The organism is Streptomyces sp. NBC_01546, from assembly GCF_045208355.1.
Lineage (GTDB): Bacteria > Actinomycetota > Actinomycetes > Streptomycetales > Streptomycetaceae > Streptomyces.
Genome location: NZ_CP109379.1, coordinates 5,254,688 through 5,279,440 on the forward strand (window position 1 = coordinate 5,254,688; position 24,753 = coordinate 5,279,440).

At 73.6% G+C, this 24,753-nt stretch carries 22 protein-coding genes, 1 tRNA gene and 2 pseudogenes; 16 read left to right on the forward strand and 9 right to left on the reverse strand.

Annotated elements, in window-relative coordinates; genetic code table 11:
* Positions 1-2 precede the first annotated feature (2 nt).
* The 4 genes from OHA89_RS24040 to OHA89_RS24055 all read right to left on the reverse strand — a co-directional run bounded on the left by OHA89_RS24040 (position 3) and on the right by OHA89_RS24055 (position 4,013).
* Positions 3-1,298 carry a hypothetical protein gene (locus OHA89_RS24040; RefSeq protein ID WP_215141299.1) on the reverse strand — a complete coding sequence of 432 codons (1,296 nt, stop codon included), beginning with the start codon at positions 1,296-1,298 and terminating at the stop codon, positions 3-5.
* Positions 1,299-1,497: 199 nt separating this feature from the next.
* The gene (locus tag OHA89_RS24045) at positions 1,498-2,685 is read right to left on the reverse strand and encodes a S8 family peptidase (protein ID WP_406367070.1); all 1,188 of its coding nucleotides are present in this window, start codon (positions 2,683-2,685) and stop codon (positions 1,498-1,500) included.
* A gap of 78 nt (positions 2,686-2,763) precedes the next feature.
* Entirely contained in the window at positions 2,764-3,180 is a 417-nt protein-coding gene (locus OHA89_RS24050) for a GNAT family N-acetyltransferase (protein ID WP_257556269.1), read from the reverse strand.
* A 134-nt stretch (positions 3,181-3,314) separates the two neighbouring features.
* Complete coding sequence (locus OHA89_RS24055; RefSeq protein ID WP_266609660.1) at positions 3,315-4,013, reverse strand: 4'-phosphopantetheinyl transferase superfamily protein; 699 nt, start codon at positions 4,011-4,013, stop codon at positions 3,315-3,317.
* Positions 4,014-4,102: 89 nt separating this feature from the next.
* On the opposite strand from OHA89_RS24055, the gene OHA89_RS24060 reads away from it, so the two are divergent.
* The 7 genes and pseudogenes from OHA89_RS24060 to OHA89_RS24090 all read left to right on the forward strand — a co-directional run bounded on the left by OHA89_RS24060 (position 4,103) and on the right by OHA89_RS24090 (position 8,716).
* A complete protein-coding gene (locus tag OHA89_RS24060) occupies positions 4,103-4,888 on the forward strand; it encodes an alpha/beta fold hydrolase (RefSeq protein WP_266609661.1) in 786 nt (261 codons plus the stop codon).
* A gap of 70 nt (positions 4,889-4,958) precedes the next feature.
* Positions 4,959-5,432 (forward strand): phospholipase, encoded by a 474-nt coding sequence (locus tag OHA89_RS24065; protein WP_215141308.1) that lies wholly within the window; start codon positions 4,959-4,961, stop codon positions 5,430-5,432.
* A 537-nt stretch (positions 5,433-5,969) separates the two neighbouring features.
* Entirely contained in the window at positions 5,970-6,152 is a 183-nt protein-coding gene (locus OHA89_RS24070; RefSeq protein WP_406367073.1) for a hypothetical protein, read from the forward strand.
* Positions 6,149-6,496, forward strand: a complete 348-nt coding sequence (locus OHA89_RS24075) for an LPXTG cell wall anchor domain-containing protein (protein ID WP_406367075.1) — start codon at positions 6,149-6,151, stop codon at positions 6,494-6,496. The genes OHA89_RS24070 and OHA89_RS24075 overlap by 4 nt, the downstream gene beginning before the upstream one ends.
* 17 nt (positions 6,497-6,513) lie before the next feature.
* On the forward strand, positions 6,514-7,431 hold the full coding sequence (locus OHA89_RS24080) for a sortase (RefSeq protein ID WP_266609664.1): 918 nt from the start codon (positions 6,514-6,516) through the stop codon (positions 7,429-7,431).
* A gap of 11 nt (positions 7,432-7,442) precedes the next feature.
* Positions 7,443-8,252 (forward strand): annotated as a pseudogene (locus tag OHA89_RS24085) (phosphate ABC transporter ATP-binding protein); the annotation flags it as partial.
* 74 nt (positions 8,253-8,326) lie between these two features.
* Positions 8,327-8,716, forward strand: a complete 390-nt coding sequence (locus OHA89_RS24090) for an SHOCT domain-containing protein (protein WP_257556277.1) — start codon at positions 8,327-8,329, stop codon at positions 8,714-8,716.
* Positions 8,717-8,892: 176 nt separating this feature from the next.
* Here the strand turns inward: OHA89_RS24090 and OHA89_RS24095 are convergent.
* Positions 8,893-8,965 (reverse strand) — tRNA-Arg (locus OHA89_RS24095).
* Between the two features lie 332 nt (positions 8,966-9,297).
* On the opposite strand from OHA89_RS24095, the gene OHA89_RS24100 reads away from it, so the two are divergent.
* The 8 genes and pseudogenes from OHA89_RS24100 to OHA89_RS24135 all read left to right on the forward strand — a co-directional run bounded on the left by OHA89_RS24100 (position 9,298) and on the right by OHA89_RS24135 (position 19,294).
* Entirely contained in the window at positions 9,298-10,914 is a 1,617-nt protein-coding gene (locus OHA89_RS24100; protein ID WP_215141318.1) for a dynamin family protein, read from the forward strand.
* Between the two features lie 4 nt (positions 10,915-10,918).
* The gene (locus tag OHA89_RS24105; RefSeq protein WP_406367078.1) at positions 10,919-12,793 is read left to right on the forward strand and encodes a GTPase; all 1,875 of its coding nucleotides are present in this window, start codon (positions 10,919-10,921) and stop codon (positions 12,791-12,793) included.
* A 99-nt stretch (positions 12,794-12,892) separates the two neighbouring features.
* Positions 12,893-13,300, forward strand: a complete 408-nt coding sequence (locus tag OHA89_RS24110) for a single-stranded DNA-binding protein (protein WP_406367080.1) — start codon at positions 12,893-12,895, stop codon at positions 13,298-13,300.
* 155 nt (positions 13,301-13,455) lie between these two features.
* Entirely contained in the window at positions 13,456-14,652 is a 1,197-nt protein-coding gene (locus OHA89_RS24115; RefSeq protein ID WP_406367081.1) for a TQXA domain-containing protein, read from the forward strand.
* Positions 14,653-14,689: 37 nt separating this feature from the next.
* Positions 14,690-16,166: pseudogene (locus OHA89_RS24120) on the forward strand (bifunctional phosphatase PAP2/diacylglycerol kinase family protein).
* 281 nt (positions 16,167-16,447) lie between these two features.
* Complete coding sequence (gene ettA / locus OHA89_RS24125; protein ID WP_215141328.1) at positions 16,448-18,112, forward strand: energy-dependent translational throttle protein EttA; 1,665 nt, start codon at positions 16,448-16,450, stop codon at positions 18,110-18,112.
* Between the two features lie 10 nt (positions 18,113-18,122).
* Positions 18,123-18,590 (forward strand): thioesterase family protein, encoded by a 468-nt coding sequence (locus OHA89_RS24130; RefSeq protein ID WP_266609684.1) that lies wholly within the window; start codon positions 18,123-18,125, stop codon positions 18,588-18,590.
* The gene (locus OHA89_RS24135; RefSeq protein WP_266609685.1) at positions 18,587-19,294 is read left to right on the forward strand and encodes a hypothetical protein; all 708 of its coding nucleotides are present in this window, start codon (positions 18,587-18,589) and stop codon (positions 19,292-19,294) included. Before OHA89_RS24130 ends, OHA89_RS24135 begins: the two co-directional genes overlap by 4 nt.
* Positions 19,295-19,328: 34 nt before the next feature.
* On the opposite strand, the gene OHA89_RS24140 is transcribed toward OHA89_RS24135, so the two are convergent.
* Complete coding sequence (locus OHA89_RS24140) at positions 19,329-19,733, reverse strand: globin (protein WP_215141334.1); 405 nt, start codon at positions 19,731-19,733, stop codon at positions 19,329-19,331.
* A gap of 90 nt (positions 19,734-19,823) precedes the next feature.
* On the opposite strand from OHA89_RS24140, the gene OHA89_RS24145 reads away from it, so the two are divergent.
* The gene (locus OHA89_RS24145) at positions 19,824-20,825 is read left to right on the forward strand and encodes a methyltransferase domain-containing protein (RefSeq protein WP_257556283.1); all 1,002 of its coding nucleotides are present in this window, start codon (positions 19,824-19,826) and stop codon (positions 20,823-20,825) included.
* 14 nt (positions 20,826-20,839) lie between these two features.
* On the opposite strand, the gene OHA89_RS24150 is transcribed toward OHA89_RS24145, so the two are convergent.
* Genes OHA89_RS24150 through OHA89_RS24160 form a run of 3 tightly spaced genes read right to left on the reverse strand, consistent with a single transcriptional unit; the run spans position 20,840 to position 24,595 of the window.
* Positions 20,840-21,826 (reverse strand): FHA domain-containing protein, encoded by a 987-nt coding sequence (locus OHA89_RS24150; protein WP_266612400.1) that lies wholly within the window; start codon positions 21,824-21,826, stop codon positions 20,840-20,842.
* Positions 21,827-21,860: 34 nt separating this feature from the next.
* The gene (locus tag OHA89_RS24155) at positions 21,861-23,186 is read right to left on the reverse strand and encodes a VWA domain-containing protein (protein WP_266609686.1); all 1,326 of its coding nucleotides are present in this window, start codon (positions 23,184-23,186) and stop codon (positions 21,861-21,863) included.
* Between the two features lie 41 nt (positions 23,187-23,227).
* Positions 23,228-24,595 (reverse strand): PP2C family protein-serine/threonine phosphatase, encoded by a 1,368-nt coding sequence (locus OHA89_RS24160; RefSeq protein WP_406367084.1) that lies wholly within the window; start codon positions 24,593-24,595, stop codon positions 23,228-23,230.
* Positions 24,596-24,753: the final 158 nt, after the last annotated feature.

Consider the following 24,753-nt stretch of genomic DNA (forward strand, 5'->3'; position numbering starts at 1 on the left):
GGTCAGGCGATGGAGAAGGTGACCACCGACTGGTAGGTGTCGGCGAACATGAACGGCGGGAGCTGGATCATCCCCGCGCCGCCGACGGCGAACTCACCACCGGTCAGCTCATCCCCGCCGGCCGCCTGGGAAGCCACCTTCATCGGGGTTTCGGAGATCGCGCCGGGGGTGCCCGCGGTGCAGGTGCTCGGGCTGTCCGGGTTGGTCACGGTGCAGGACGGCTGGATGCCGATCTGCGCCTTCGCCATCGAGTGGCCGGTGGCCTGGTTCAGGAACGGCGTACGGGTCGCCGTCACGTCCCAGCCGAGCGAGCCGCCGCGGAAGTCCTGAACGGTCGCGGCGTTGAAGACGCCGACCACCGACTGGGACTTGCCGTTGATGGTCACCGCACCGAAGCTGACGGCCGGCTGGCCGTCCTTCGGGCCGAGGGCCAGCGGTCCGGGCAGGACCTCGACGTCGACCGGGTTCTTCACGCCCGCCTGCTCCTCCAGGAACACGAAGGCCTTGTACGGGGTGATCGAGCCGTCGATCTTGATCGTGTCGGCCTTCTTGGTGACCGTGATGTTGCAGGTGGCGGCGCCCGACGCGTCCGCCGTTCCCGCACCGGTGTCACCGGTCGCCGCGCCCGCGAGCAGGGCGGAGCAGGTGACGGGGCCGGCCGGGAAGTTGGCGCCGGTGGCGACGACGGCGGTGCCCGCCGGGCCGCTGTTGGGCGCCAGCTTGGTGGTGACCGGGTCCTTGGGCAGGGCTTCCACGGCGACCGAGCCGAGGGAGGCGCTGGGGCGCGGCGCCGGAGTGCAGGTGGTCGTGAAGATCGAACCGGAGAGGTCCGCGTCGGTCACCGCCAGGTCGAGGGCGACATTGACCGTGGTGCCCTCGGTGCCGTCGGGGATCTTGATGGTTCCGGAGAAGGCCTTGGGGTCGAGCGGCTGCCCGGCCACGACGCTGACCGTCTCGGGCGGACTGGTGACCACCTGGGTGGTCGCCCCGACCTTGAGGGTGATCTTGGAGGTGTTCACCGTCGTGACGGAGAAGCCCGGGACCAGCGGGCTCGCACCCGGGTCGATGGTGATCGGGACGACGTCGCCGGCCTTCGCGCCGTCGGGCAGGGTGATCGTGTAGTTCTGGTTGCCCGAACCGTCCGCCTGCGGGGCCGGGGCGTCACAGTTCTCGAAGACGGGGGTGGTTTTCGTCGCGGCCTGCGCGGAGCCGGCCAGGCCCACCACACCGCCCGTCAGGGCCAGGGAAAGGGCTCCTGCCCCGGCCAGCACTCTTCGTCTGAGCGTATTCGTACTCACTGGGTCGCGACTCCTTCGTCATGACGAACCCCTCCCCCCACCCGCTGTGTGGGGGAGGTCGAGCCGGTGCGGTGGCCGACATTGACGCGTCGCCGTGATGAGAAGTCAATGACTTGTTTTCGCCCGAAGCACACAGAAATTGATGTGCCATCAGGGCGGGTCTGATGACACGTCGGATACCGACTGGTCGGTGGGGCCCTCAGCGTTCGGTGGGGGTGTGGAGCAGGAGGTTCGGGGTGCCTGCCGGGAGTCCCGTGATCCGGTCGGGCACGGCGCTGCGCAGCAGTGCCCCGGCGACCTGCTGCGGGGTCTTCCCGGTGCCGTCGGCGCGGATCAGAGCCGCGACTCCGGCCACGTGGGGGGTGGCCATCGAGGTGCCGGAGGACCGGGCGGTGGCGGTGGTGGAGCCCTTCCAGGCCGAGACGACGGACACGCCGGGCGCCGAGAGGTCCACGCAGCGGCCGTGGCTGGAGAACCGCGCGTGCCGGTCTTCGGCGTCGGTAGCGCCGACCGTGACGGCCTGCGGGACGCGGGCCGGGGATCCGGCGCAGGCGTTCTTGCCGTCGTTGCCGGCGGCCACGACGAAGGTGATCCCGGAGGCGATGGCCCGGGCGACCGCCGCGTCGAGGGCGCGGCTGGGGGTGCCGCCCATGCTCATGTTGGCGACCGCCGGGGTGGCGGGGGACTTGGCGGCGTTCTTCACCATCCACTCGATGCCGCCGATCATGGCCGAAAGACGCCCGGAACCCTGGCAGTCGGCCACCTTCACCGAGACGAGCGAGACCCCCTTCGCCACCCCGTACGTCTCCCCGCCCACGGTCGCCGCGACGTGCGTGCCGTGGCCGTTGCAGTCGCCGGAGGTCTGGAGGAACAGCCCGTTGTAGCCGGCCCGGGCGCGGCCGCCGAACTCCCGGTGGCGGACGTTGATCCCGGTGTCCACGATGTAGACGGTGACGCCGACGGCCCTTCTCGGGTACGTGTACGAGCCGTCGAGCGGGAGCTCGCGCTGGTCGATCCGGTCCAGCGGCCAGGGGGCCTGGGGCTGCGTGTCGGTGGTGTGGAACTCCGCGTCCGGTTCCACCGAGGCCACCCGGGGGTCGGCGGCCAGGGCGGCGGCCCGGGTGGCGGTGGTGCGGACGGCGAAGCCGTTCAGGACGGTGTCGTAGACGGCCGAGACCTCGTCCCCGGCCTCCGCCGCCTCGGCGGCCAGGGCGCGGGCCGGAGCGCGGGAGGCGGTGTCCTTCAGGACGACGACGTACGGGGCGGTCCCGGCAGTGGCAGTGGCAGCGGCAGCGGCGGCGTCGAAGTGCGGCGGAGGCAGGACGGTGGCCGTGCCGGCCGTCGCGAGGAGGGCGGCGGCCGGGAGGAGGGCGGCGAATGCGGTCATGTGGCCGATGCTCGGCGAACGGTGGCGGGGGCGCGCGGAGGGTGCGCCGAGTGGGGGCACGACACGCCGCCGCGCGGGCTACGAGGTGGTGAGGGGCCAGCCGCGCATGGCGAAGACGCCCTCGTCGCGGGCTCCGGCGGCGGCATAGGTGGCGAGGGCCGCCTCGTTGTCCGAGTCGACCCCCACCCACATGCCGTAACAGCCACGGGCCTTGGCCTCGTCCGCGAGCGCGAGGGTCAGGGCGCGGCCGATCCCGCGGCGGCGGTACCCCTCGTCCACGGAGAGCTCGTACAGGCACATCTCGGTGCCCTTGTCGGGGTGGGTCATCTCGACGCCGGAGACCATCCCGGCGGGCACGCCGTCCACATAGGCGATGAGCAGGAGATGCCCCGGGGCGGCGAGGAAGCGCTCGGCCCACTCCTCGCGGGCGGGCCCGTCGAAGAGGGGCTCGGCGGCGGTGAGCTCGGCGGGGGTGAGGGCCCGGCGGATGTCCATGGCGGCCACGATAATGCGGGGATGACACATGGTGAGGAGAACTTCGCCGCGGCGTGGCGGCAGACGCCCGAGGCCGTGGGGGCGGTGCTCACCGAGCCCGAGACGACGGCCGCCGTCGAACGCGGCCGGCGGGTCTAGGCCTGCACGGCCAGGGCCGCCGCGTAGTCCGTGGGGGCCGGGAGGTCGCGGACGGTCCAGCCCGGGACGGGGGCCGGGGCCGGGGCCGAGCCCACGTACGGGTCTACCAAGCCGAGGGCGAGGCCCGTGCCGTCGGCCTTGAGGCAGGCCTCCTTGCGGCACCAGACGCGGGCCAGCGCGGTCCGCCGGTCCGCCTCGGGCAGGGCGTTCAGCTCGGCGATCTCCGCCGGGTGCAGCAGGGGCAGTACGTCGGCCAGTGCCTCCGTGCTCGGCGTCTCCTCCACGTCGATGCCGACCGGCACCCCGGCGAAGGCCAGGTAGGCCACGTCGCCGCTGTGCGAGAGGGAGAAGTGGATCGCGCCGCCGGCCGCGGCGGGCCGGCCGTGCGGGCCGCCGCAGCACGGGCACGTCTCCCGGACCAGGGTGACCTCGTGGGCAGCCAGACCCAGGTAGCCGCCGAGCAGCGCGCGCAGGCCCAGGTGCGAGGCGAGGTACCGGTGCCGGTCGGCGGGGTGCACGAGCCTTCCCGCCCGGTCCTGTTCGGTCGCGTCCAGTACCGCCGAGGCCTCGGCGACCGGGTGTCCGGCGACCGAGTCCAGCCGGGTGTCCAGGGACCACACGGCCACGGCCGCGCCCTTGGGGGGCGGGCCGATCAGCGGTGCGCCGTCGCCGAGCCGGTTCACGTAGTCGATCACCCGACCGAGGGTAGACGAGGCGGATGCGGCCGTGCGGCGCTGGCTATCCTCGTCCGCACCAGGACGTGGGACCACGGGGGGAGTACATCGTGCACAGCGCTGCCGTCACGGCGAACGGTGACCGGATCCGCTGGGTGGAGCTGCCGGGGGAGGAGCCGGCCCGGGTGTACGTGCACGGGCTCGGGGCGAGCTCGCCCGCCTACTTCGCGGCGAGCGCCGTGCATCCCCTGCTGGCCGGGCGCCGTTCACTGCTGGTCGACCTGCTGGGCCACGGGCACAGCGACCGGCCCGAGGAGTTCTCCTACACCCTCGAGGCGCATGCCGACGCGCTGGCGGCAGCCCTCACCGGGGCCGGGGCGGAGGGCGCCGAGCTGATCGCGCACAGCATGGGCGGAGCCGTCGCCATCGTGCTCGCCGACCGGCACCCCCACCTGGTCTCCCGGCTGGTGCTCGTCGACGCCAACCTGGATCCGCTGCCCCGCACCCCCGGTTCGGCCGGGAGCAGCGGGATCGCCGCCTACGGCGAGGAGGAGTTCCTGGCGGGCGGCTGGGCCGAGGTACGCGACCGGGTCGGCGCGCACTGGTGGGCCACCATGCGGCTGGCCGGCCGCACCGCCCTGTACCGCAGCGCCGTGCACCTGGCCGCGGGTACGACGCCCACCATGCGCGAGCTGCTGCTGGAACTGAAGGTTCCGCGCTGCTTCCTGCTGCCCGAGGCGGACGGCCCGCTCCCGGGCACCGACGCCCTGGAGGCGGCGGGGGTCTCCGTGGTGTCCCTCCCCGACTGCGGGCACAACATCATGCTCGACAACCCCGACGGCTTCGCCCGGGCCGTGTCGGCGGCCCTGACGCAGACCGGCGGCCGCGCGCAGTAACCATCCGGCGCCCGGGGGAGTTGGCCGGGGGCGACCTGCCCCGCCACACCCCCCGGCCCCGAGGAATGCCATGCGCCGTCGTGCCGCCCGCCGTATCGTCCCTGCTCTCGCGTCGGCGGCCGCGGCCGCCGTGCTCACCCTCGCGCCGGCCGCCGCGGCGGCCCCCGGGGTCCCGGCCGACAAGCCGCAGGTGCTGAGTCGTTGGACGCAAGCCGACGCCGCGAGCTACGGGGCGTGGGCCGAGGCGCGGGAGAAGCGGACCGAGTGGGCCGCGTACGGCTTCGACTGGTCGACCGACTACTGCACCGGCTCCCCGGACAACCCCTTGGGCTTCCCCTTCCGGATGGCCTGCGCACGCCACGACTTCGGCTACCGCAACCACCGTGCGGCAGGTCTGTTTCCAGCCGCCAAAGCCCGGCTGGACGAGGTCTTCCACGCGGACTTGAGGAGGGTCTGCGCACAGTACTCGGGCGTCCGCCGAGGCTCCTGCGACAGCACCGCGTGGACGTACTACCAGGCCGTCCGGATCCTGGGGATCTCCTAGCCCGGACGCTCCGACACCGCCCGCGCACCAAGGGACGCACGGGCTCGGCCCCGAGGAGCGCTCCCCGCGCGCCCCCTCCTCGCGTTCACATGTTCTCCGTTTCTCCTTCACCGTTCCGTGTGCTCCCCAGTCCTACGCCCCGTGGATTGTCATGCCCGCAGCCATGGGTGGGTGGCTGATTTCAGGCCACGCACGGTTGTGGGGAAGGGAGGCGGCCCGGATGTCTCGGCCACGTTTTCTGTTCGTGTCGTGGGTGGATGTCGTACGAGGCCGGGCGCCGGGGGGCGCTTCGGAGCAGCACGGCCCGGGCGCTGGTTCCCAGGCCGTGACCTGGCGTCTCGTCGGCGCCAACAACCACGAGCTCGGCCGCAGTCCGCACGTTCACCACAGCCTCGGCGCCTGTTGCGCCGCCGTCGAACGGCTGCGGGCGCGGGCCGAGCAGGTCACCGCCCTCGTGGTGATGTCCCCCGGCGCCGGGGTGGTGCCGGCACCGGAGCCTGGACCTGGCAGCTCACCCTCGACGAGCACTGCGTGGGCGTGGCGGTACGCACCTTCCGCCGTCAGCGCGAGTGCCGCCACAGCCTCCAGCTCTTCCTCTCCGCCGCCGCCGAGGCGCAGGTCGCCGCTGGGGTCACCTACACCCGGCGGCTGCGCGGCCTGCGCCTGCCCGGCGCCGGTGACGCGCCGGGACTGGCCGTACGCGGGGGAGGTCCGCTGTGAGCACCGCGACCACCTCCACGCCGACCCCGACGCCGACCGTCACGCCCGCCCCCTCGGACTCCACGTCCCCCACCCCCACGTCCACCACGAGCGGTGGCTCCGGAGTGGGCGTCTCCACCACGGTCACGGGCGGCGGTACGGGCACGAGCGCGGGTACGGCGGCGGGCACGAGCGCGGGCACGAGTGCGGGTACGGGCACGGGCTCGGGCGCCAAGGGCGGCCTCGCCGACACCGGCACCGACGCCACCACCCTCGCACTGATCGCCGCGGGCCTGGTCCTGACCGGCGGTACGGCCGTGTGGTGGGCCCGCCGCCGCGGCCTGCTGACCTTCGCGGGCAACTGAACACCGGAGAAGGACAGATGACAGTCACCTCCACCGTGCCGGTGGACGTGCGCCCCGGCCCCGCCGGAGTCCGGAAGGCTCCGGCGGGGCGGGTGGCGCCCCCCGCTCCGACCGCCGGGCCCGGCCTGTGGGCCACCGGAGCCGCCCTGGCCATCCTGGGCGCGCTCCTCCTCGGCTTCGTCGCCGAGGTCGGGCCGCTCGGCCACCTCCGCCACGAGCGGGACCGCCGGGTCGGGTACGCCGAGCTGCGCGACAAGCTCGCCAACGCCACCGCCCCGGTGGGCCCGACCGAGGCCGGCGCGCCCGTCGCGCTGCTCGCCATCCCGCAGATCGGCGTATGGGAGGTCGTGCGCGAGGCGACCACCGCCGGCGTGCTGGCGTCGGGCCCCGGACACCGCCGCGACACCGTGCTCCCGGGCCAGCCCGGGACCAGCATCCTGATGGGCCGACAGGCGGGCTACGGCGGCCCGTTCGGGCACATCGGCGACCTGGAGCGGGGCGAGACCTTCACCGTCACGACGGGGCAGGGGGAGCACGAGTACCGGGTGCTCGGCGTCCGGCGCGCCGGGGACCCGCAGCCCGCCAAGCCGACGGGGGACGCGGGCCTGCTGACCCTGATGACCGGGGACGGGACCCCGTACATGCCCCGCGGCGTGCTCCAGGTCGACGCCGAACTGCTCTCGCCCGCCCAGCAGTCGGGCGGCCGCACCCCCGGGCGGCTGGCCGCCGAGGAGGCGCCCATGGCGGGCCAGGCCTCGGCCTGGGTCCCGCTGATCCTCTGGGGCCAGGCCCTGCTGCTCGCGGCGGCGGCCCTGGCCTGGGCCCGGGTCCGCTGGGGCCGCGCGCACACCTGGCTGGTCGGGTTCCCCGTACTGGCCGCCCTCGCCCTCGCGGTGTCCGATCAGGCCGCCCTGCTCCTGCCCAACCTCCTGTGATCGAGGCCCCCATGACCGAGACGCTCACCCTGCCCCAGACCACCGCCGGCGGGGCCTCCTCCCTGGACGCCCGCTCGCTGTCCGCCTGGTTCGGGGGCCGAAAGGTCCTGAGCCGGGTCTCGCTGACGATGCCGGGCGGCCAGGTGACCGCCCTGATCGGCCCCTCGGGCTGCGGGAAGTCGACCTTCCTGCGCATCCTGAACCGGATGCACGAGCTGATCCCGGGCGCCGAACTGGCGGGCGAGGTCCTGCTGGACGGCGAGGACATCTACGCCCGCGGCCGCCGCCTGACGGACGCCCGCCGGCGCATCGGCATGGTCTTCCAGAAGCCGAACCCCTTCCCGGCGATGTCGGTCTACGACAACGTGACGGCGGGCCTGAAGCTCACGGGCATGCGCGTCGCGGGCTCGGAGAAGGACGACCTGGTGGAGGAGTGCCTCACGAAGGCGGGCCTGTGGAATGAGGTCCGCGACCGGCTCCGCCAGCCCGGCGGCGCCCTCTCGGGCGGCCAGCAGCAGCGCCTGTGCATCGCCCGCTCCCTGGCGGTCCGCCCCCGCATCCTCCTGATGGACGAACCCTGCTCGGCCCTGGACCCCACCTCGACCCGCCGCATCGAGGAGACCATCCGCGACCTGGCCGACGAGGTCACCATCGTGATCGTCACCCACAACATGCAGCAGGCGGCGCGCGTCTCCGACCAGTGCGCCTTCTTCCTCGCGGAACAGGGAACTCCTGGCCGGATCGTCGAGTACGGCCCCACCCCGGCCATGTTCTCCACGCCTTCCGACCCCCGCACGGCGGACTACGTGGAGGGCCGCTTCGCTGACGGCCCGGAGTGCGAAGCCCGTGGACCCGGCGTAGTAATGGAGATCCGCGTAGGAGATCGGAGCCCGGCATGGACGACTATCCGCTGCTCGAACTCTTCTGGACGATGCTGTGGCTGTTCGTGTGGGTGATGTGGTTCTTCCTGCTCTTCAAGGTGATCACGGACCTCTTCCGGGACCACGGCATGAACGGCTGGGCGAAGGCCGGATGGCTGATCCTGGTGCTCCTCCTGCCGTTCATCGGCGTCCTGATCTACCTCATCGTGCGCGGCCGCAGCATGGCCGAACGCGACCGGGAGCAGGCCAAGGAACAACAAGAGGCTTTCCAGCAGTACGTCCGCCAGACGGCGGCCCCGTCCGCGAGCCCGGCGGAAGAGCTGCACAAGCTCTCGGCCCTGAAGGACAAGGGCGACATCACCCAGGAGGAGTTCGACCGCGCGAAGCAGAAGCTCCTGACCTGAGCCCCAACGCGGCGGCCCGCAGCTGGCTTCGCAGCAACCCGCGCCGGCCGGACGGCCCCGGCCTCTCCCCAGGGGGGATCCGGGGCTTACGGCCGTTCTACACGGATCCCGCTATGGTCCCTCTGACCTGCACAAAAGCCCTCCCAGGGGGAGGGCTTGCGGTGGTGGAGAAAGAGTGCCCCCGGCAGGACTCGAACCTGCGGCCAAGTGCTTAGAAGGCACCTGCTCTATCCACTGAGCTACGGGGGCCGGAAGGTGGCCTTGGTGGGCCTGGAGCCCCCGGTGGGGGTGAGACTGCGGTCCGTGCCGGGTCAAGGATAGGGCTCCGGTTGCCTTGTCCCGGTTGCTTCACTCGCGTGCCACGATGTGGAGGTTCGGTGAAGCGGTCCCGATAATCGCAGGCAGGTGCGATTCTCGCATCGCTTTTGCGCCGCGGCGCCCTGGGTGTTGTGCACTCGTTATGCCTGCGCCCCACTCGTCCGTCGTGTCCAAGATGTCCCACTGGAGTCGCGGTCGGCGCGCAGAGGACGTATAAGCTTCAAAAATGGTCCTAAATTGGGCATTCTTCGCATGTGGTGACCTTGGATGTTCGGCCTCAGCTGCTCGATGCCCTGTCCGCCCTGCGCGACCGGGTCGCGTCCGTGCGTCTGCCGCTGCCCCTGCCCGGCGCTCCGCGCGCCCGCCAGACCAGAGCCGAGCTGCTCGCGCAGCTCGACGACTACCTCGTCCCCCGGCTGAAGGCGCCCGAGGCGCCGATGCTCGCCGTCGTCGGCGGGTCCACCGGGGCCGGTAAGTCCACCCTCGTCAACTCCCTCGTCGGACGACAGGTCAGCGAGGCCGGGGTGCTGCGCCCCACCACGCGCACACCGGTGCTCGTCTGCCATCCGGATGATCATCACTGGTTCGCCGGGATGCGGGTACTGCCCGACCTGATGCGGGTGTGGGTGCCGCACGGGGAGGAGGAACCCGCCCCCGCGGTCACCTCCCGGGGGTACGACCGGAGCCCCGGCCCCGGCCACGCCACCCGCGAGATGCGGATCGAGACCGTATCCACCCTGCCGCGCGGGCTCGCCATCCTCGACGCCCCCGACATCGACTCCCTGGTGGTCGACAACCGGACACTGGCCGCCGAACTCATCTGCGCCGCCGACGTCTGGGTGATGGTCACCACCGCCTCGCGGTACGCCGACGCCGTCCCCTGGCACCTCCTGCGCACCGCCAAGCAGTACAAGGCGACCCTCATCACCGTCCTCGACCGGGTACCGCACCAGGTGCTCGCCGAGGTCTCCCGCCAGTACGGGGCCCTGCTCACCCGGGCCGGGCTGGGCGACGTACCGCGCTTCACCGTGCCCGAACTCCCGGAGTCGGCAGGGGGCGGCGGGCTGCTCCCTGCCAGCGCCGTCGCGCCGCTGTACGCCTGGCTCGCCCACCACGCGCAGGATCCCGCCGCCCGCCAGTACGCCGTCGGGCGCACCGCGCTCGGCGCGCTGGACTCCCTCGGGCGCCGGATGCCCGAACTCGCCTCCGCCGTCGCCGCCCAGCACGCTGCCGCCGTACGGCTGACATCGGCCGTGGAGGACGCGTACAAGCGGGAGGGCAGGCGCGTCCGCAACCGCCTCGACCAGGGCGCCGTACTGGCCGGGGACGCGCTGACCCGGTGGCGCGGCTATCCGCTCGACACGAGCGCCGACGAACTCCTCGACTCGCTCGCCGAATCCCTCGCCGCGCTGCTCCAGTGCGCCGTCGCCGCCGCTGACGAGCGGATCGCCACCGCCTGGCGGCGCGAGCCGGCCGCCGGCGCGGTGCCCCTGCCCACGCCCGACAGGGAGGCGGGGGACCGCATCGGCATGGCCGTACGGCGCTGGCGGCGGGTGCTGGAGGAACTCGCGGAGGAGGAGGTCGCACGGCTCGACCGGCAGCCCTCGCCCGACCCCGACTGCGTCGCGGCCCTGCTCGTCGCCGCCCTCCTCGGCGGCAAACGGGCCCGGCCCGCCGGGGAGAAGCTCGCCGAACGGATCGGGGCCCAGGCCGCGCTGCGGCTGCGCGACCGGGGCGCGGAGCTGGTCGGCGACCACCTCGACCAGGTGCTGCGCGCCGAACGCGACCGCCGGCTCGCCCCGCTGGAGGCCCTCGAAGTGACCCCGGAACCGCAGGCCGAACTGATTGCCGCGCTGTCCCTACTGCAGAAGGAGAGGTGACGCGGTGACTTCCCTGGCCGACCGCACCGAGGACCGCTGGGACGACGGACTCATCGCGCGCTCGCGCCGGGCGAGGGCGGGTGCGGCCGACGGGCTCGGCGAGCACGGCGAGTGCGACGGGTGCGACGAGTGCGGCGAAGGCGACGAAGGCGACGAGGCGCTCGTGCGGGCGGTCTCCGGCGCCGGCAACGACGGCGGCAAGTCGGCCACACCCCCGCTCAGTCCCGAGGGGCAGGCCCTGCGCCTGCGCCTCGACGCACTGCGCCAGCTGGTCGGACTGTCCCGGACCAGGCTCGACGGCAAGACCCTCGCCGAGGCCGGCCGGGTACTGGACGAGGCGGCCGCGCGGCGCGGACTGTCACCGCAGCACACGGTCGTGGCGATCGCCGGAGCCACCGGAAGTGGCAAGTCCACCCTCTTCAATTCACTCGCGGGGGTGCAGATTTCCGAGACCGGGCTGCGCCGCCCGACCACCGCCGCCCCCATCGCCTGCAGCTGGTCCGACGGCGCGGCCGGACTGCTGGACCGGCTGGAGATCCCCGGACGGCTGCGCCGCCGGCCCCGCGAGACCTCGGAGGCCGAGGCCCTGCGCGGGATGGTCCTCGTCGACCTGCCCGACCTGGACTCGGCGGTCGGCGCGCACCGCGACCACGTGGACCGCGTACTGGCGCTCGTCGACGCCGTGGTGTGGGTGGTGGACCCGGAGAAGTACGCGGACGCGGTGCTGCACGAGCGGTACCTGCGGCCGCTGGCCGGGCACGCGGAGGTGACCTTCGTCGTGCTCAACCAGGTGGACCGGCTGCCCGGGGAGGCCGCCGACCTCGTCCTGGACGACCTGCGCCGGCTCCTCGACGAGGACGGCATCGCGCTCGGCGAGCACGAGGAACCCGGCGCCACCGTGCTGGGACTGTCCGCGCTGACCGGCGAGGGCGTCGGGGAACTCCGGGAGCTGCTCGGACAGTTCACCCAGGAGAGGGGCGCCGCCACCCGGCGGATCTCCGCCGACGTCGACCGCGCGGCCGTGCGCCTGCGGCCGCTGTACGTGGCCGACGGGCACTCCGGGCCGGAGATCGGCGAGGCGGCGCGCGCCGAGTTCGAGGACCGGCTGGCCGAGGCGGTCGGGGCGTATGCGGCCGGGGTCGCGGCCGAGCGGGCCTGGCGGCGCAATGCCGGAAAGGCCTGCGGGACGCCGTGGCTGCGCCTGTGGCGGTGGTACGAGGGCCGCCGCGCCCCGCGCACGCTGGCGGGTCTGGCCGCCCTCGCGGCGATCGGCGGCAGGGGCACGGCGGTCCCGGAGGCGCCGGTCGAGGAGGAGGTGACCGCGCGTCAGCGCGTGGAGCAGGCGGTACGGGCGGTCGCCGACGAGGCGGTCACGGGCCTGCCCGAACCATGGGCGCAGGCGGTACGGGAGACGGCGGTGCGCGGCGCCGAACGCCTCCCGGAGGCGCTGGACGAACTGGCGGTGACCCTCGGGGCGGCCGTCGCGGTGCCGAGCGTCAAGCCGCCGCGGCCCACGTGGTGGCCGGCGGCGGTGCTCGGGCAGGCGGCGATGACACTCCTCCAGATCTACGGCGGGCTGTGGCTGCTGGGCCAGATCATCGGGGTCCTGGAGCCGCAGCTGTTGCCGCCGGTACTGCTGATGGTGGCGGGCATCATCGGCGGGCCGCTGGTGGAGTGGGCCTGCTCGATCGCGGCGCGGGGACCGGCGCGCAGATACGGGCAGGACGCGGAGCGAAGGCTCCGGCAGGCGGCGGCCGGGTGCGGGCGGGGCCGGGTGCTGGAGCCGGTCGCGGCGGAGCTGCTGCGCTACCGGGAGGTGCGGGAGCAGTACGCCGCCGTCGCCGCAGGGGGGACGAAGTTGTCCACAACCCGTCAGTAATCCACAGGCCGGAGCGGGAACCGGCGGTCGGCCCCAGCATGGTGCGTACCTCGTGCGGATGGTCCGTACGGGTGCGAATCGCGGGGGAGGGCGGCCGGGATGAACGACACCCTGGTGACGCTGGTGGGATACGTGGCCACGCAGCTCGACTACAAGGAGACGCTGAACGGCCCGTCGGTGAGGTTCCGGTTCGCCGTGACGCCGCGGTACTTCGACCGGCGCAAGGAGGCCTGGACCGACGGGTCCACCAGCTTCTACACGGTGTGGGCGCGGCGCACGCTGGCGGTGAATCTGGCGGGTTCCGTGTCGGTGGGCGAACCGCTGGTGGTGCACGGCCGGCTGCGGGTGCGGGAAGACTCGCCCGACGCGGAGGGACACCGGTGGGTCGCGGCGGAGATCGACGCCACGGCCATCGGCCACGATCTGAACCGGGGAACGGCCGCGTTCCGCCGGGTCGTCAAGACCGATACGCCGCTGATGGCCACTCAGAAGGCGGCGGTGGTCTGAGTGTTCGAGGCGGATAGGATTCCCCGGTACTCACGGGCACCTGGGTCTTTGGCCCGAAGGGGAAGACTGTGTCGATTGCCGTTCCCGCATCCTCCGCTCCTGATTCCGCTCCTGCTTCCGTTCATCATTCAGTCCCGCATTCCGTTCCTTCGCCCGTGGCCGTACGGGGCTCCGCGCGCCGCCCGCTGGCCGTGGCCCTGCTGGCCGCGGCCCTCACCGCCGCGCCCGGCACCGCCCGGGCGGCCGCGGACTCCGACCCGGCGGTGTCCCGGGCCCCGGAGGGCGCGAGCGCCGTGCTGGACGGGTTGAAGACGTACGGCCAGGCGGTCCTGCACTCCGGTGACGGGTCGGTCCGGCACATCCCGGCCGGGCTCTACGAGATGCGGGTCGACGGCGGGGGGATGCTCCAGACGTACGGGGTCGGCGTCGAGGGCAGCGCGCAGCCCCAGTCCCGCTACACGGAGAGCGGCTGGAGCGGCAGCCCGCTGGCCGGGAAGCGGGAGGCGGGCCGGATCCGCTGGGTCCTGGAGCACTCCTACCCGCAGCTCAACGATCTGGCCGGCCTCGCCAAAGTGGCCGGGGCCGGTGCGCTGACCGCAGAGAGCGCTGCGGCGGGGACCCAGGTGGCGATCTGGCGGCTGGCGGACGGGGTGCAGGTCGAGGCCGCGGACCCGTCGGCGGAGAAGCTGGCCGACTATCTGCAGCGGGAGGCCGGGCAGCTGCCCGAGCCGCCGGCCTCGCTGGGGCTGGACCCGGGCGGTGTGTCCGGGGCGGTCGGCACCAGGCTCGGCCCGGTGACCGTGCGGACCGGGGCGCGGAGCGTGTCCGTAGTGCCGGACGCGGCGGCCGTCGCGATGGGGGTGCGCGTGGTGGATGCCGAGGGGCGGCCGCTGGACACCGCCGTCAACGGCACCAGGCTGTACTTCGAGGTGCCCGCGGGCACTCCCGACGGCGCGGCCTCGGTCACCGTCCAGGGTGCGACCAAGGTTCCCGTCGGGCGGGTCTTCACCAGCGGGGTGCCGGCCCAGGCGCAGATCGTGGCGGGCTCCAGCGAGTCGGCGGCCGCCGCCACGGCCACGGCGGTCTGGCCGGAGCCTCCGGCGGTCCAGCCGGCCACCGCGGACGCCGGGCAGCAGCCGGGCATCCAGCCCGCCGGGCAGAGCGGTCCGAACGGTCAGGCCGCCCTGACCGGCCAGACCACACCGGACTCCCCGGACGAGGAGCGGCTGGCCTCCAGCGGCAGCTCGGCGGCCACCCCGGTGATCGCCTCCCTGGCGGTGGGCCTGGTGGTCCTGGGCGGCCTGGTGGTCCTCCTGCTCCGCAAGCGACCCCTGGATGAAGAGGATCACTAGGGGGTGTCCGGGTCCGTGCCCGGGGTAGAGGCAGACCATGGCTGATCAGGAGCTGACCTGGCAGGGCGCGGTCGTGCGGTGGGACCGGCAGTTGTTCGACGTGGTGGCCCGGCGGCACTGGCCGGGGGCCGACCGGGTGCTGCCGAGGCTCGGGCGGGCCGCGAACCACGGGGTGCTGTGGGGCGGGGCCGCCGTCGCGCTCGCCGCCTTCGGATCGGCCCGGGCCCGCAAGGCCGCCGTGCGCGGGGTCGCCTCACTGGCGCTGGCCTCCGCGACCATCAACACCGTCGGCAAATGGTCCGTACGCCGCCCCAGGCCGCTGCTGGAGGGGGTGCCCGCCGTGCGGCAGCTGGCGACGCAGCCGCAGACCACCTCCTTCCCGTCCGGGCACTCGGCTTCGGCCTTCGCGTTCACCGCCGGGCTGGCGCTGGAGTCCCCGGGCTGGGGTGCCGCGCTGGCTCCGGTGGCCGCGTCCGTGGCCTTCTCCCGGGTGTACACCGGGGTCCACTACCCCTCCGACGTGCTCGCGGGTGCGGCGCTGGGCGTGGCCGCGGGCTTCGTCGTGGACCGGCTCGCGCGCGACGCCAAGGAGGCCAGGATCGTGCCGGGGGCCGAGCGGCGCGCCGAAGGCGCGCCCGCGCTGCCCGACGGGGCCGGGCTCACCGTGGTGGTCAACACCGCGTCGGGCACGGCCGCGGCCGTGCGCCTCGACGTGCTGCGCGCCCGGCTCCCCGAGGCCGAGGTGATCGAGTGCGGGGGCCCGGAGCTCGCCGCCGCACTGGACTCGGCGGCCTCCCGCGCCACCGTCCTCGGGGTCTGCGGCGGCGACGGCACCGTCAACGCGGCCGCCACCGCCGCCCTGCGCGCGGGGGTGCCGCTGGCCGTCTTCCCCGGCGGCACCCTCAACCACTTCGCGATGGACCTCGGCCTCGGCGGAATCGAGGACACCTGCCGCGCCCTGGCCGCCGGGCACGCCGTCCACATCGGCGTGGGCCGCTTCACCCCGGGACCGGAGGGCCGGTCCGGCCATTTCCTGAACACCTTCAGCATCGGCGCCTACCCGGAGCTGCTGGGCCACCGCCTGCGCTGGGCCCCGCGCATCGGCGGCGGCCCCGCCGCCCTGCTGGCGGCCTGGCGGGTGCTGCGCTCCCAGCGCCCCGTGCCGCTGCGGCTGGCCGGGCGGCCCCGGAAGGTCTGGCTGCTCTTCGCGGGCAACGGCACCTACCACGGGACCGGCCCCACCCCCGCCGCCGCGACGACCTCGGCGAGGGCCTGCTCGACGTACGCCTCGTCCACGGCGGCGGCCGCCCCGGCCCCGCCTGCTGGCCGCCGCCCTCGCCGGCCCCCTGACCCGCTCCCCGGTCCACGCGGCCACCCGGCTGCGCAGCCTGCGGATCGGCGACATCCCGCCGGGCACCCCGCTCGCGTACGACGGCGAGTACGCCCAGGCCCCGCCCGGCCTGGTCCTCGACGCGCTCCCCGACGCCCTCACCGTCTACCGGCCGGGGGCGTGACCGTCCGCCTGACGGGCAACCCGGACCGCGGCCGACCAGTGCCACGGCGAGTGCCGGCAGCGTGTTCCCCATGGAGCCCCCCGGCCGGTCGTTCCCGTCGTCTTCAGGGGCATCCTGCCTCGTGGGCCGCCGCCGCGGGGCGGCCCACGAGAAGTCGCCGCGGCGGGCGGTACGGGACCGTGCCGGCCAGGGGGCGCTGACCTACCCATTCGCCCGCAGGTATGGACGGCTGGCAAGATGGGGTGTATCTGCCCACCCATCGATCTGCCGGACGGTTTCTCTTGGCTGAGTTCATCTACACCATGCGCAAGACGCGCAAGGCGCACGGCGACAAGGTGATTCTTGATGACGTCACCCTGAACTTCCTGCCCGGCGCGAAGATCGGTGTGGTCGGCCCGAACGGTGCCGGTAAGTCCACCGTTCTGAAGATCATGGCGGGCCTGGAGCAGCCGTCCAACGGCGAGGCGTACCTCTCGCCCGGCTTCACCGTCGGCATCCTCATGCAGGAGCCCAAGCTCGACGAGTCGAAGACCGTCCTGGAGAACGTCCAGGACGGCGCCGCCGAGACCATGAAGAAGCTCCACCGCTTCAACGAGGTCGCCGAGCTGATGGCGACCGACTACTCGGACGCGCTCCTCGACGAGATGGGCAAGCTCCAGGAAGACCTGGACCACTCCAACGCCTGGGACCTCGACGCCCAGCTGGAGCAGGCCATGGACGCCCTGGGCTGCCCCCCCGGTGACTGGCCGGTCACCAACCTCTCCGGTGGCGAGAAGCGCCGCGTCGCGCTCTGCAAGCTGCTGATCGAGGCCCCGGACCTGCTCCTCCTCGACGAGCCCACCAACCACCTCGACGCCGAGTCGGTGAACTGGCTGGAGCAGCACCTCTCGAAGTACGCGGGCTGCGTCATCGCCGTCACCCACGACCGGTACTTCCTGAACAACGTCGCCGAGTGGATCCTCGAGCTCGACCGCGGCCGCGCCATCGCCTACGAGGGCAACTACTCCACGTACCTGGAGAAGAAGGCCACCCGTCTGAAGGTCGAGGGCCGCAAGGACGAGAAGCGCCAGAAGCGCCTCAAGGAAGAGCTGGAGTGGGTCCGCTCCAACGCCAAGGGGCGTCAGACCAAGTCCAAGGCCCGTCTCGCCCGCTACGAGGAGATGGCGGCCGAGGCGGACAAGATGCGCAAGCTCGACTTCGAGGAGATCCAGATCCCGCCGGGCCCGCGTCTGGGCTCGATCGTGGTCGAGGTCAACAACCTCTCGAAGGCGTTCGGCGACAAGGTCCTCATCGACGACCTGTCCTTCACGCTGCCGCGCAACGGCATCGTCGGAATCATCGGCCCGAACGGCGCCGGCAAGACCACGCTCTTCAAGATGATCCAGGGCCTGGAGGAGCCGGACTCCGGCTCCGTCAAGGTCGGCGACACCGTCAAGATCAGCTACGTCGACCAGTCCCGCGCCAACATCGACCCCAAGAAGACCCTCTGGGCGGTCGTGTCGGACGAGCTGGACTACATCAACGTGGGCCAGGTCGAGATGCCGTCCCGCGCGTACGTCAGCGCCTTCGGCTTCAAGGGCCCGGACCAGCAGAAGCCGGCCGGCGTCCTGTCCGGTGGTGAGCGCAACCGCCTCAACCTGGCGCTGACGCTCAAGGAGGGCGGCAACCTGCTGCTCCTCGACGAGCCCACCAACGACCTCGACGTCGAGACCCTGTCCTCGCTCGAGAACGCGCTGCTCGAGTTCCCCGGTGCGGCCGTGGTCATCTCCCACGACCGCTGGTTCCTCGACCGGGTCGCCACGCACATCCTGGCGTACGAGGGCGACTCCAAGTGGTACTGGTTCGAGGGCAACTTCGAGTCGTACGAGAAGAACAAGGTCGAGCGTCTCGGTGCGGACGCCACCCGCCCGCACCGTGCCACTTACAAGAAGCTCACCCGAGGCTGAGGCCCGCACCATGGCAAGACACCACTACCGGTGCCCCCTGCGCTGGTCGGACATGGACTCCTTCGGCCACGTGAACAACGTGGTCTTCCTCCGCTACCTGGAGGAGGCGAGGATCGACTTCATGTTCCGGCTGGCGCCGGGGGAGGGCAGCGAGTCCTTCACGGGCGGGTCCGTCGTGGCCCGTCACGAGATCGACTACAAGCTGCCCCTCGTGCACCGTCACGAGCCGGTGCTCATCGAGTCCTGGGTGACCCGGATAGGCGCCGCGTCCCTGACCATCGGCTACGAGGTCAAGGACGAGGCGACCGACGAGGCGCCCGAGAAGGTCTACGTGCGCGCCTCGACCGTGGTCGTGCCCTACAACCTCGCCGAGGGGCGGCCCCGCCGCATCACGGCCGAGGAGAGGTACTTCCTGGAGAAGTACCTCGACACGCCGGGCAAGCCGGCTGCCGGCTCGGAAGGACGCCTCGCGGCATGAACGAACGGCTGCACTTCGCCGACTCCGGGGAGGCGGCGGACCTCGCCGCCTTCCTGGGCCGGCTGGTGCACTACGACCGCGCCGCCGCCGTCCGCCTGCAGGGCGGAGGCGGCGCGCTCGCCGTCTTCGGCCGGCCGCCGTCCTTCGAGGTCCTGGCCATCCGTACGGTGCGGCTCGCCGCACCCCTCGCCACCCCGCTGGACCTGACGGTCTCCGCCGGAGAGTTCCTGGAAACGGTGGACGAGGCAGCGGCCGAGGCCACCGTGCCCGGGCCGGTCACCGGCCCGCCCTGGGCCGGGGTGCTCCCGCCCCGCGGGGGCTGGCGGCAACTGGCCGGGCTGCCCGCGCCCGAGGAGATGCGGGCGGCCGTGGCGGGCGCCGTCGCCGAGTTCCGCGCCCGCGACGAGGCCCTGCCCGCGCAGCACCGGACCCGCTCCGAGCGCGACCGCATCGGCCGTGAGATCTGGTCCCGCACGCTGGGCGACACCGAACTCCCGCTGCGCGCCGTGCACGCCGCGCAGTCCCTGGGCTTCCTGCGGCCGGTGCGGTCCACCGTGCCCGCCGCCACCCCCGCAGGCCCCGACCCGGTGGCCCTGCTCGCCGCCGGGAGCTGGCTGCGCCTGCGTACCCCGTACGGCTCCGTCGCCATGCGCCGCCCCGGCGGCGCCGTCGGCCTGGGCGCCCTCCAGGTCCGGCCGGTCTGAGCCGGCAGGTCCCCCGGAAGGTCGCCCGTGAGGTCTAGCCCGCCGTGTTGATCATCGACGCGGCGGCGTAGGTCAGGTACTTCCACAGCTGGGCCTCGTGCTCCGGGGCCAGCCCCAGCTCGTCCAGCGCGACCCGCATGTGGCGCAGCCAGGCGTCGTGCGCCGCCGCGTCCACCTGGAACGGGGCGTGCCGCATCCGCAGGCGCGGATGGCCCCGGTGCTCGCTGTAGGTGGTCGGGCCGCCCCAGTACTGGATCAGGAACAGCGTGAACCGCTCCTCGGCCGGGCCCAGGTCCTCCTCCGGGTACATCGGACGCAGCAGCGGGTCCTCCGCGACCCCCTGGTAGAAGCGCCGGACGAGACGGCGGAAGGTCTCCTCGCCGCCCACCTGCTCGTAAAAGGTCTGCTCCTGAAGCGTGCCCCGCGGAATCTCATTCACCCGACCATCGTCTCAGACGCCCGGACGGAGGACCGGGGCCCTAGGACCCCCGCATTCGCCCGCGACGGCCGCGCGCAGGACAGTGGAGGCATGGGCGCACACACCGCACGCACCACCGAGGTACGGGACCTGCGCGAGACCGCGCACGCCGCCCAGGTGCGGGAGCTGACCGCCGCCGGGGTACTGGAGGACCAGGCCTGGCGGGCGGCCTTCGCAGCCGTGCCCCGGCACGTCTTCGTCCCCTACTTCTGGACCGGCCGCGGAGCGGGCCACGAACGGCTCTGGGCGCAGGACCCCGATCCCGAGCAGCGGGCCCGCTGGCTGCGCGGGGTCTACGCCGACACCCCGCTCGCGACCCGGCTGCGCGACGGCCAGCTGGTCTCCTCCAGCAGCCAGCCCTCGCTGATGGCGAAGATGCTCCGGGCGCTGGAGGTGCGCGACGGCGACAACGTGCTGGAGATCGGCGCGGGCACCGGATACAACGCCGCCCTGCTCTGCCACCGGCTCGGCGACGACCTCGTCACCACCGTGGACCTCGACGAGGAGATCACCGAGTCCGCGCGGACACACCTGGCCGAGGTCGGCTACCACCCGGTTGTGGTCACCGGGGACGGGGCGCGCGGCTGCCCCTCCCGGGCCCCGTTCGACCGGATCCTGGTGACCTGCACGCTGCCGATGGTCCCGCACGCCTGGACGGCCCAGTGCCGGCCCGGGGCGCGGATCCTGGCCCCGCTGTCCACCGGGCTGATCGCCCTCACGGTCCGCGACGCCGACTTCGCCGAGGGCCGCTTCCTGCACACCCCGGCGTACTTCGTGCCGCTGCGCGGGGCCACGGCGGCGCCGCCGCGGGAGCCGGTCGCCGGGGTGCCGCACGGGCTCCCGTACGAGCTGGTGGAGAACGAGCGCTTCCAGTTCATGCTCGTGCTCACCGAGGGCGTCCTGCACCCCCGGGAGGCCCTGGACCTGTGGCGCGGCGAGGACCGGCCGTCCCGTGAGCGCTTCGGGGTCACCGTCAGCGCCGAGGGCCAGTGGGCGTGGCTCGACGACCCCCAGGGCCCGTACGTGTGGCCCCTGGGGGAAACGGGCGGCTGAACTGCGCGGCCGGACTAGCCCCGGCGGATGGTGATCGTGGTCCAGGCTCCGACGTGCACGCGGTCGCCGTCGGTGAGCGGGACCGGGACGTAGGGCTGGATCGGCTCCTCGCCGCCGTTGATGGTGGTGCCGTTGGTGGAGTTCTGGTCCACCACCGCCCAGCTGAGGTCGGGCTGCTGGACCAGGACCGCGTGCTGGTGGGAAACGCCCGGGTCCTCCGGGGGCACCGACAGGTCGATGTCGGGGGACTCGCCCGTGGAGGCGCGGCGGCGGCCGATGGTGATCTGGCCGCCGGCGAGCGGCAGGTGCTGCTCCGGGGAGTACGCGGGCAGGTTGAGCCCGGCCGCCTCGGGACCGCTGCGCTGCATCATCGCCATGAAGTACGAGCGGTCGGGGCCGATCGTCGCGGTCCAGGAGCCGCCCTGGGGCGGGAAGGACTGGTGCTGGGGAGGCTGGTGCTGCTGCTGGGGCGGCTGGTACTGCTGCGGGGGCTGGTGCTGGTATTCCTGCTGGTACTCCCGCTGAGGCGGCGGCGGGGGCTGCTGCTGGTACTGGGGCTGCGGCGGCGGCTCGTGCGCCGGAGGCGGCAGCAGCCAGTCGTCCTCGCGCTGGAGCGGCTCGGCCGGCCGGTTGACCCGGGAGGGTCGGGAGCCCTGGTACTCGAAGTGGTCCTGCGCGTACGCCACGGGCGGCGGAGGCGTGGACGGGGCCGCGGCGGCGGTCCCCTGGGCCCCGGTCTCCGGGGCGAGCGGGGCGTACGAAGTCGCCGAACGCGTCAGGAAGTTGTACCGGCACTCCTCGCAGAACGGGGCCATGGCCTCGCGCGGGGTCCGGCACTGCGGGCAGAGCTCGGCCTGGGCGGTCGGCTCACCGGCGGTCGGGGGGTAGCCGTAGCCGTAGGAAGGCGCCGCAGGGGGGCCTTCGGGGGCAGCCATGCGGTGGCCGCAGACCTCGCACCAGTCCTCGGAGGCGGACTGGTGCCCGTTCGGGCAGGTCGGCATGGCGGCGCTTCCCCTTTCTCCCTGCGTCATCGCGTCAGGTCTTCTTCACTCGGACGGTCTGCGTCGAACGCGTTTCGAGAGTCATCTCGTCCGCGTCGGCCACCTTCGCTTTCAGCCGCACAGTACCCGCAGCGGCATCCACGACATCCACCACCTTCGACAGGAGTCGTGCGGTGTCGGCATTTCCGGAGACATTCGCCAGCTGCACGGCGCGGCCGAGCTTGGCCGTGGCCCCGTCAACATCGCCCAGTTTGCGGGCTTCCAGGCCCTGCTGGATAGCCTGCGCCAGTTCCGCCTGCCCGGTGTAGTGGGCGACCTGCGGGTTGATGGCGGTGGAGGCGGCCAGATCGTCCGTCCACACCGCCCGCACCAGCCCCTGGGCGAGGACGGCGGCGGGCTCGCCCGCCGTTCCCGGCTGGACGAGCGTGGCGCGGGCCGCGAGCATCTCCTGGCCCACGCCCGCACTCGGGACGCGGACGCACACGTGGTACTCGCGGGACTCGTCGCCCCAGGAGCCGGTCGGGTAGTCGCCGGCGCGCGGCCCCGCCTCCGTGCGGCGGGCGGTCAGGTCCTGGACGGCGGGCGCGACCTGCTTGACGTACTGGATCTCCACCCCGACCGGGGTCCACAGGCGCAGTGCGACATCCGCGACCTCCTTGCCCATGACGTTCTCCATCATGCGGGTGAAGTCCCCGGCGAGGTGGGCCGGGTCGGCCACGATGTCGGCGGAGCCGAGCAGCGCGCTCGCGATGCCGGTGACCTCCTTGACCTCCCAGTCGGTGCCCACCCCCCGGGCGTCGCAGGTGAAGCGGCCCGCGCACGCGTCGAGGGTGGCGCGCAGCACGGCCGGGTCCTCGTGCTCGTTGCGGCCGTCGGTGAGCAGGATGCCGTGCCGTATGGCCGCGGTGGACTGGCGCAGCAGTCCGTCGGCGAGGCGCAGCCAGGTGCCGATGGCGGTGCCGCCGCCGGAGCTGAGCCCGCGCAGCGCCTCCTTGGCCTGGGCGCGGGTCACCGGGTCGGCGACCGCGAGCCGGCCCTGGCCCGGATACACCTCCTTGGCCACGTGCGTGCCGGCGATCACGGCGAAGGACGTGCCGTCGCGCAGGGTGTCGACGGCCGCGGCCGTCGCCTCTCGGGCGCCGCGCATCTTCTCCGGCGGGTACTCCATGGAGCCCGAGCAGTCGACCATGATCACGACGGCCGCCGTGCCCCGGTCGGCCGCCGCGCGGGTGGCGGTGGCACCACCGGTGGAGGTGACCGTGACGATGGCGTGGACGTCCCGCCCGCCCTGGGGGAGGAACTCGTTCTGGTACACCTCCACGCTGAAGCGCGGGGCGCTGGGCTTGGCGAAGTTCGCCATCGGTGAGGCTCCTAGGGGCTCGGACAGGCGAGTCGGGCGGGTCAGGCCCGGGGAGACGCTTCCGGTTCCGCTCCGGGTCCGGCGCCCGGTTCCGGTTCCGTTCCCGGCTCCGGTTCGGGCTGCGCGGCGAACGGCACGACGGCGACGGTGACGTTGTCGTGGCCGCCGCCGTCCAGGGCGTGCCCCACCAGGACCTGCGCACTGTGCAGGGGCCGGACGGCGGCGTCCGGGGGCAGCACCTGGGCCAGGTCCCGGGCGGCCTCCGCGTAGTTCCACAGGCCGTCGGTGCAGACGACGACCACGCCGGGGTGGTCCGGCTTGAAGACGGCGGTGTGCGGTTCGAGGTCGTAGGCGTCGGCCCCGAGCCAGCCGGTGATGGCGTGGGCCCGGACGTCGGCGTAGGCCTCGGCCTCGCCCATCAGGCCGGCCGCGACCATCTGGGCGGCCCAGGAGTCGTCCTCGGTGAGCCGGCGGGGCAGGGCGGCACGGTCGTCCGGGACCCAGTAGGCACGGCTGTCGCCCACCCAGCCGATGGTGAGCAGGCCGCCGCTGACGACGGCGCCGACCAGGGTGCAGGCGGGGGCGTTCTGTGCGCCGGGGGTCTCCGGTGCCAGCGCGTTGACCGCGGCGGCGGCGGCCAGGATCGCCTCGTGCATGGCCTCCTGGGGGTGGGCGCCGCGCGGAAGCGCGTCCAGCAGGGCCTCGTTGGCCGCGGCGGCCGCGGCGGCCGATGCCTCGTCGGGGCGGCTCGCGGAGGAGACGCCGTCGCAGACGATGGCCACGGTGGCGGCGGAGCCGTCGGGCAGCGCGGTGGCAGCGACGGCGAACGCGTCCTCGTTGCGGTGGTGGCGCAGCCCCCGGTCGCTGACGGCGGCCACGCTGCCGAGCTCCTCCTCGAGGTGGTCCCGCTCCCGGGGCTGGGCGTGCCCGCAGTGCTCGCAGTAGCCGTCGGTGTCGACGTACCCGGTCCGGCAGGCGACGCAGGTCTTCCCGCCGGTCCCCTGCGGGGCTTCGGCGGGGATGTCCTCGGGCGTGGTGCCGCCGTCCCCCGCGCCCCAGGGGTTCCCCTCGGGGGGAGTTCCCCCCGTACCGCCGGGCAGGTCGTACCGGGCTGACGGCCCGTCCGCCGCATGCGGCGAGATCCCGTACGGGGCTTCGCCCGCGTCCCAAGGGGTCTCCTCCGGGGGTGTCCCGGCGCCGCCAGGCACGTCGTACCGGGCTTCGGCCGGGGCGTCGACGAGCGTCGGCGCGGCCGTCGTGCTGCTGCCCCACCCGGGGGCGGTCCCGGCTGCGCCGTAGCCCCCGGAGGAGCCGCTCGGCGGTGCCGTCGGGAGGGGGATCGTCGGATGGTCCGGCTCCTGCCCGGGGTGTCCTCCCCCAGACTCCGCCCGGGGGGACCCCCAGGGCACGGGGGCTTCGCTCCCTGGTGCGGGCGGGGCCGGAGGACCGCCGGCCGGGGTGGCAGGGCTTACCGGAGCGGCAGCGGAGACGGCGTAGCCGCAGACGCCGCAGAAACGGTCACCCTCCTCAAGGGGTTCCGCGCAGCTGGGGCAGCCCGACGGCCGAT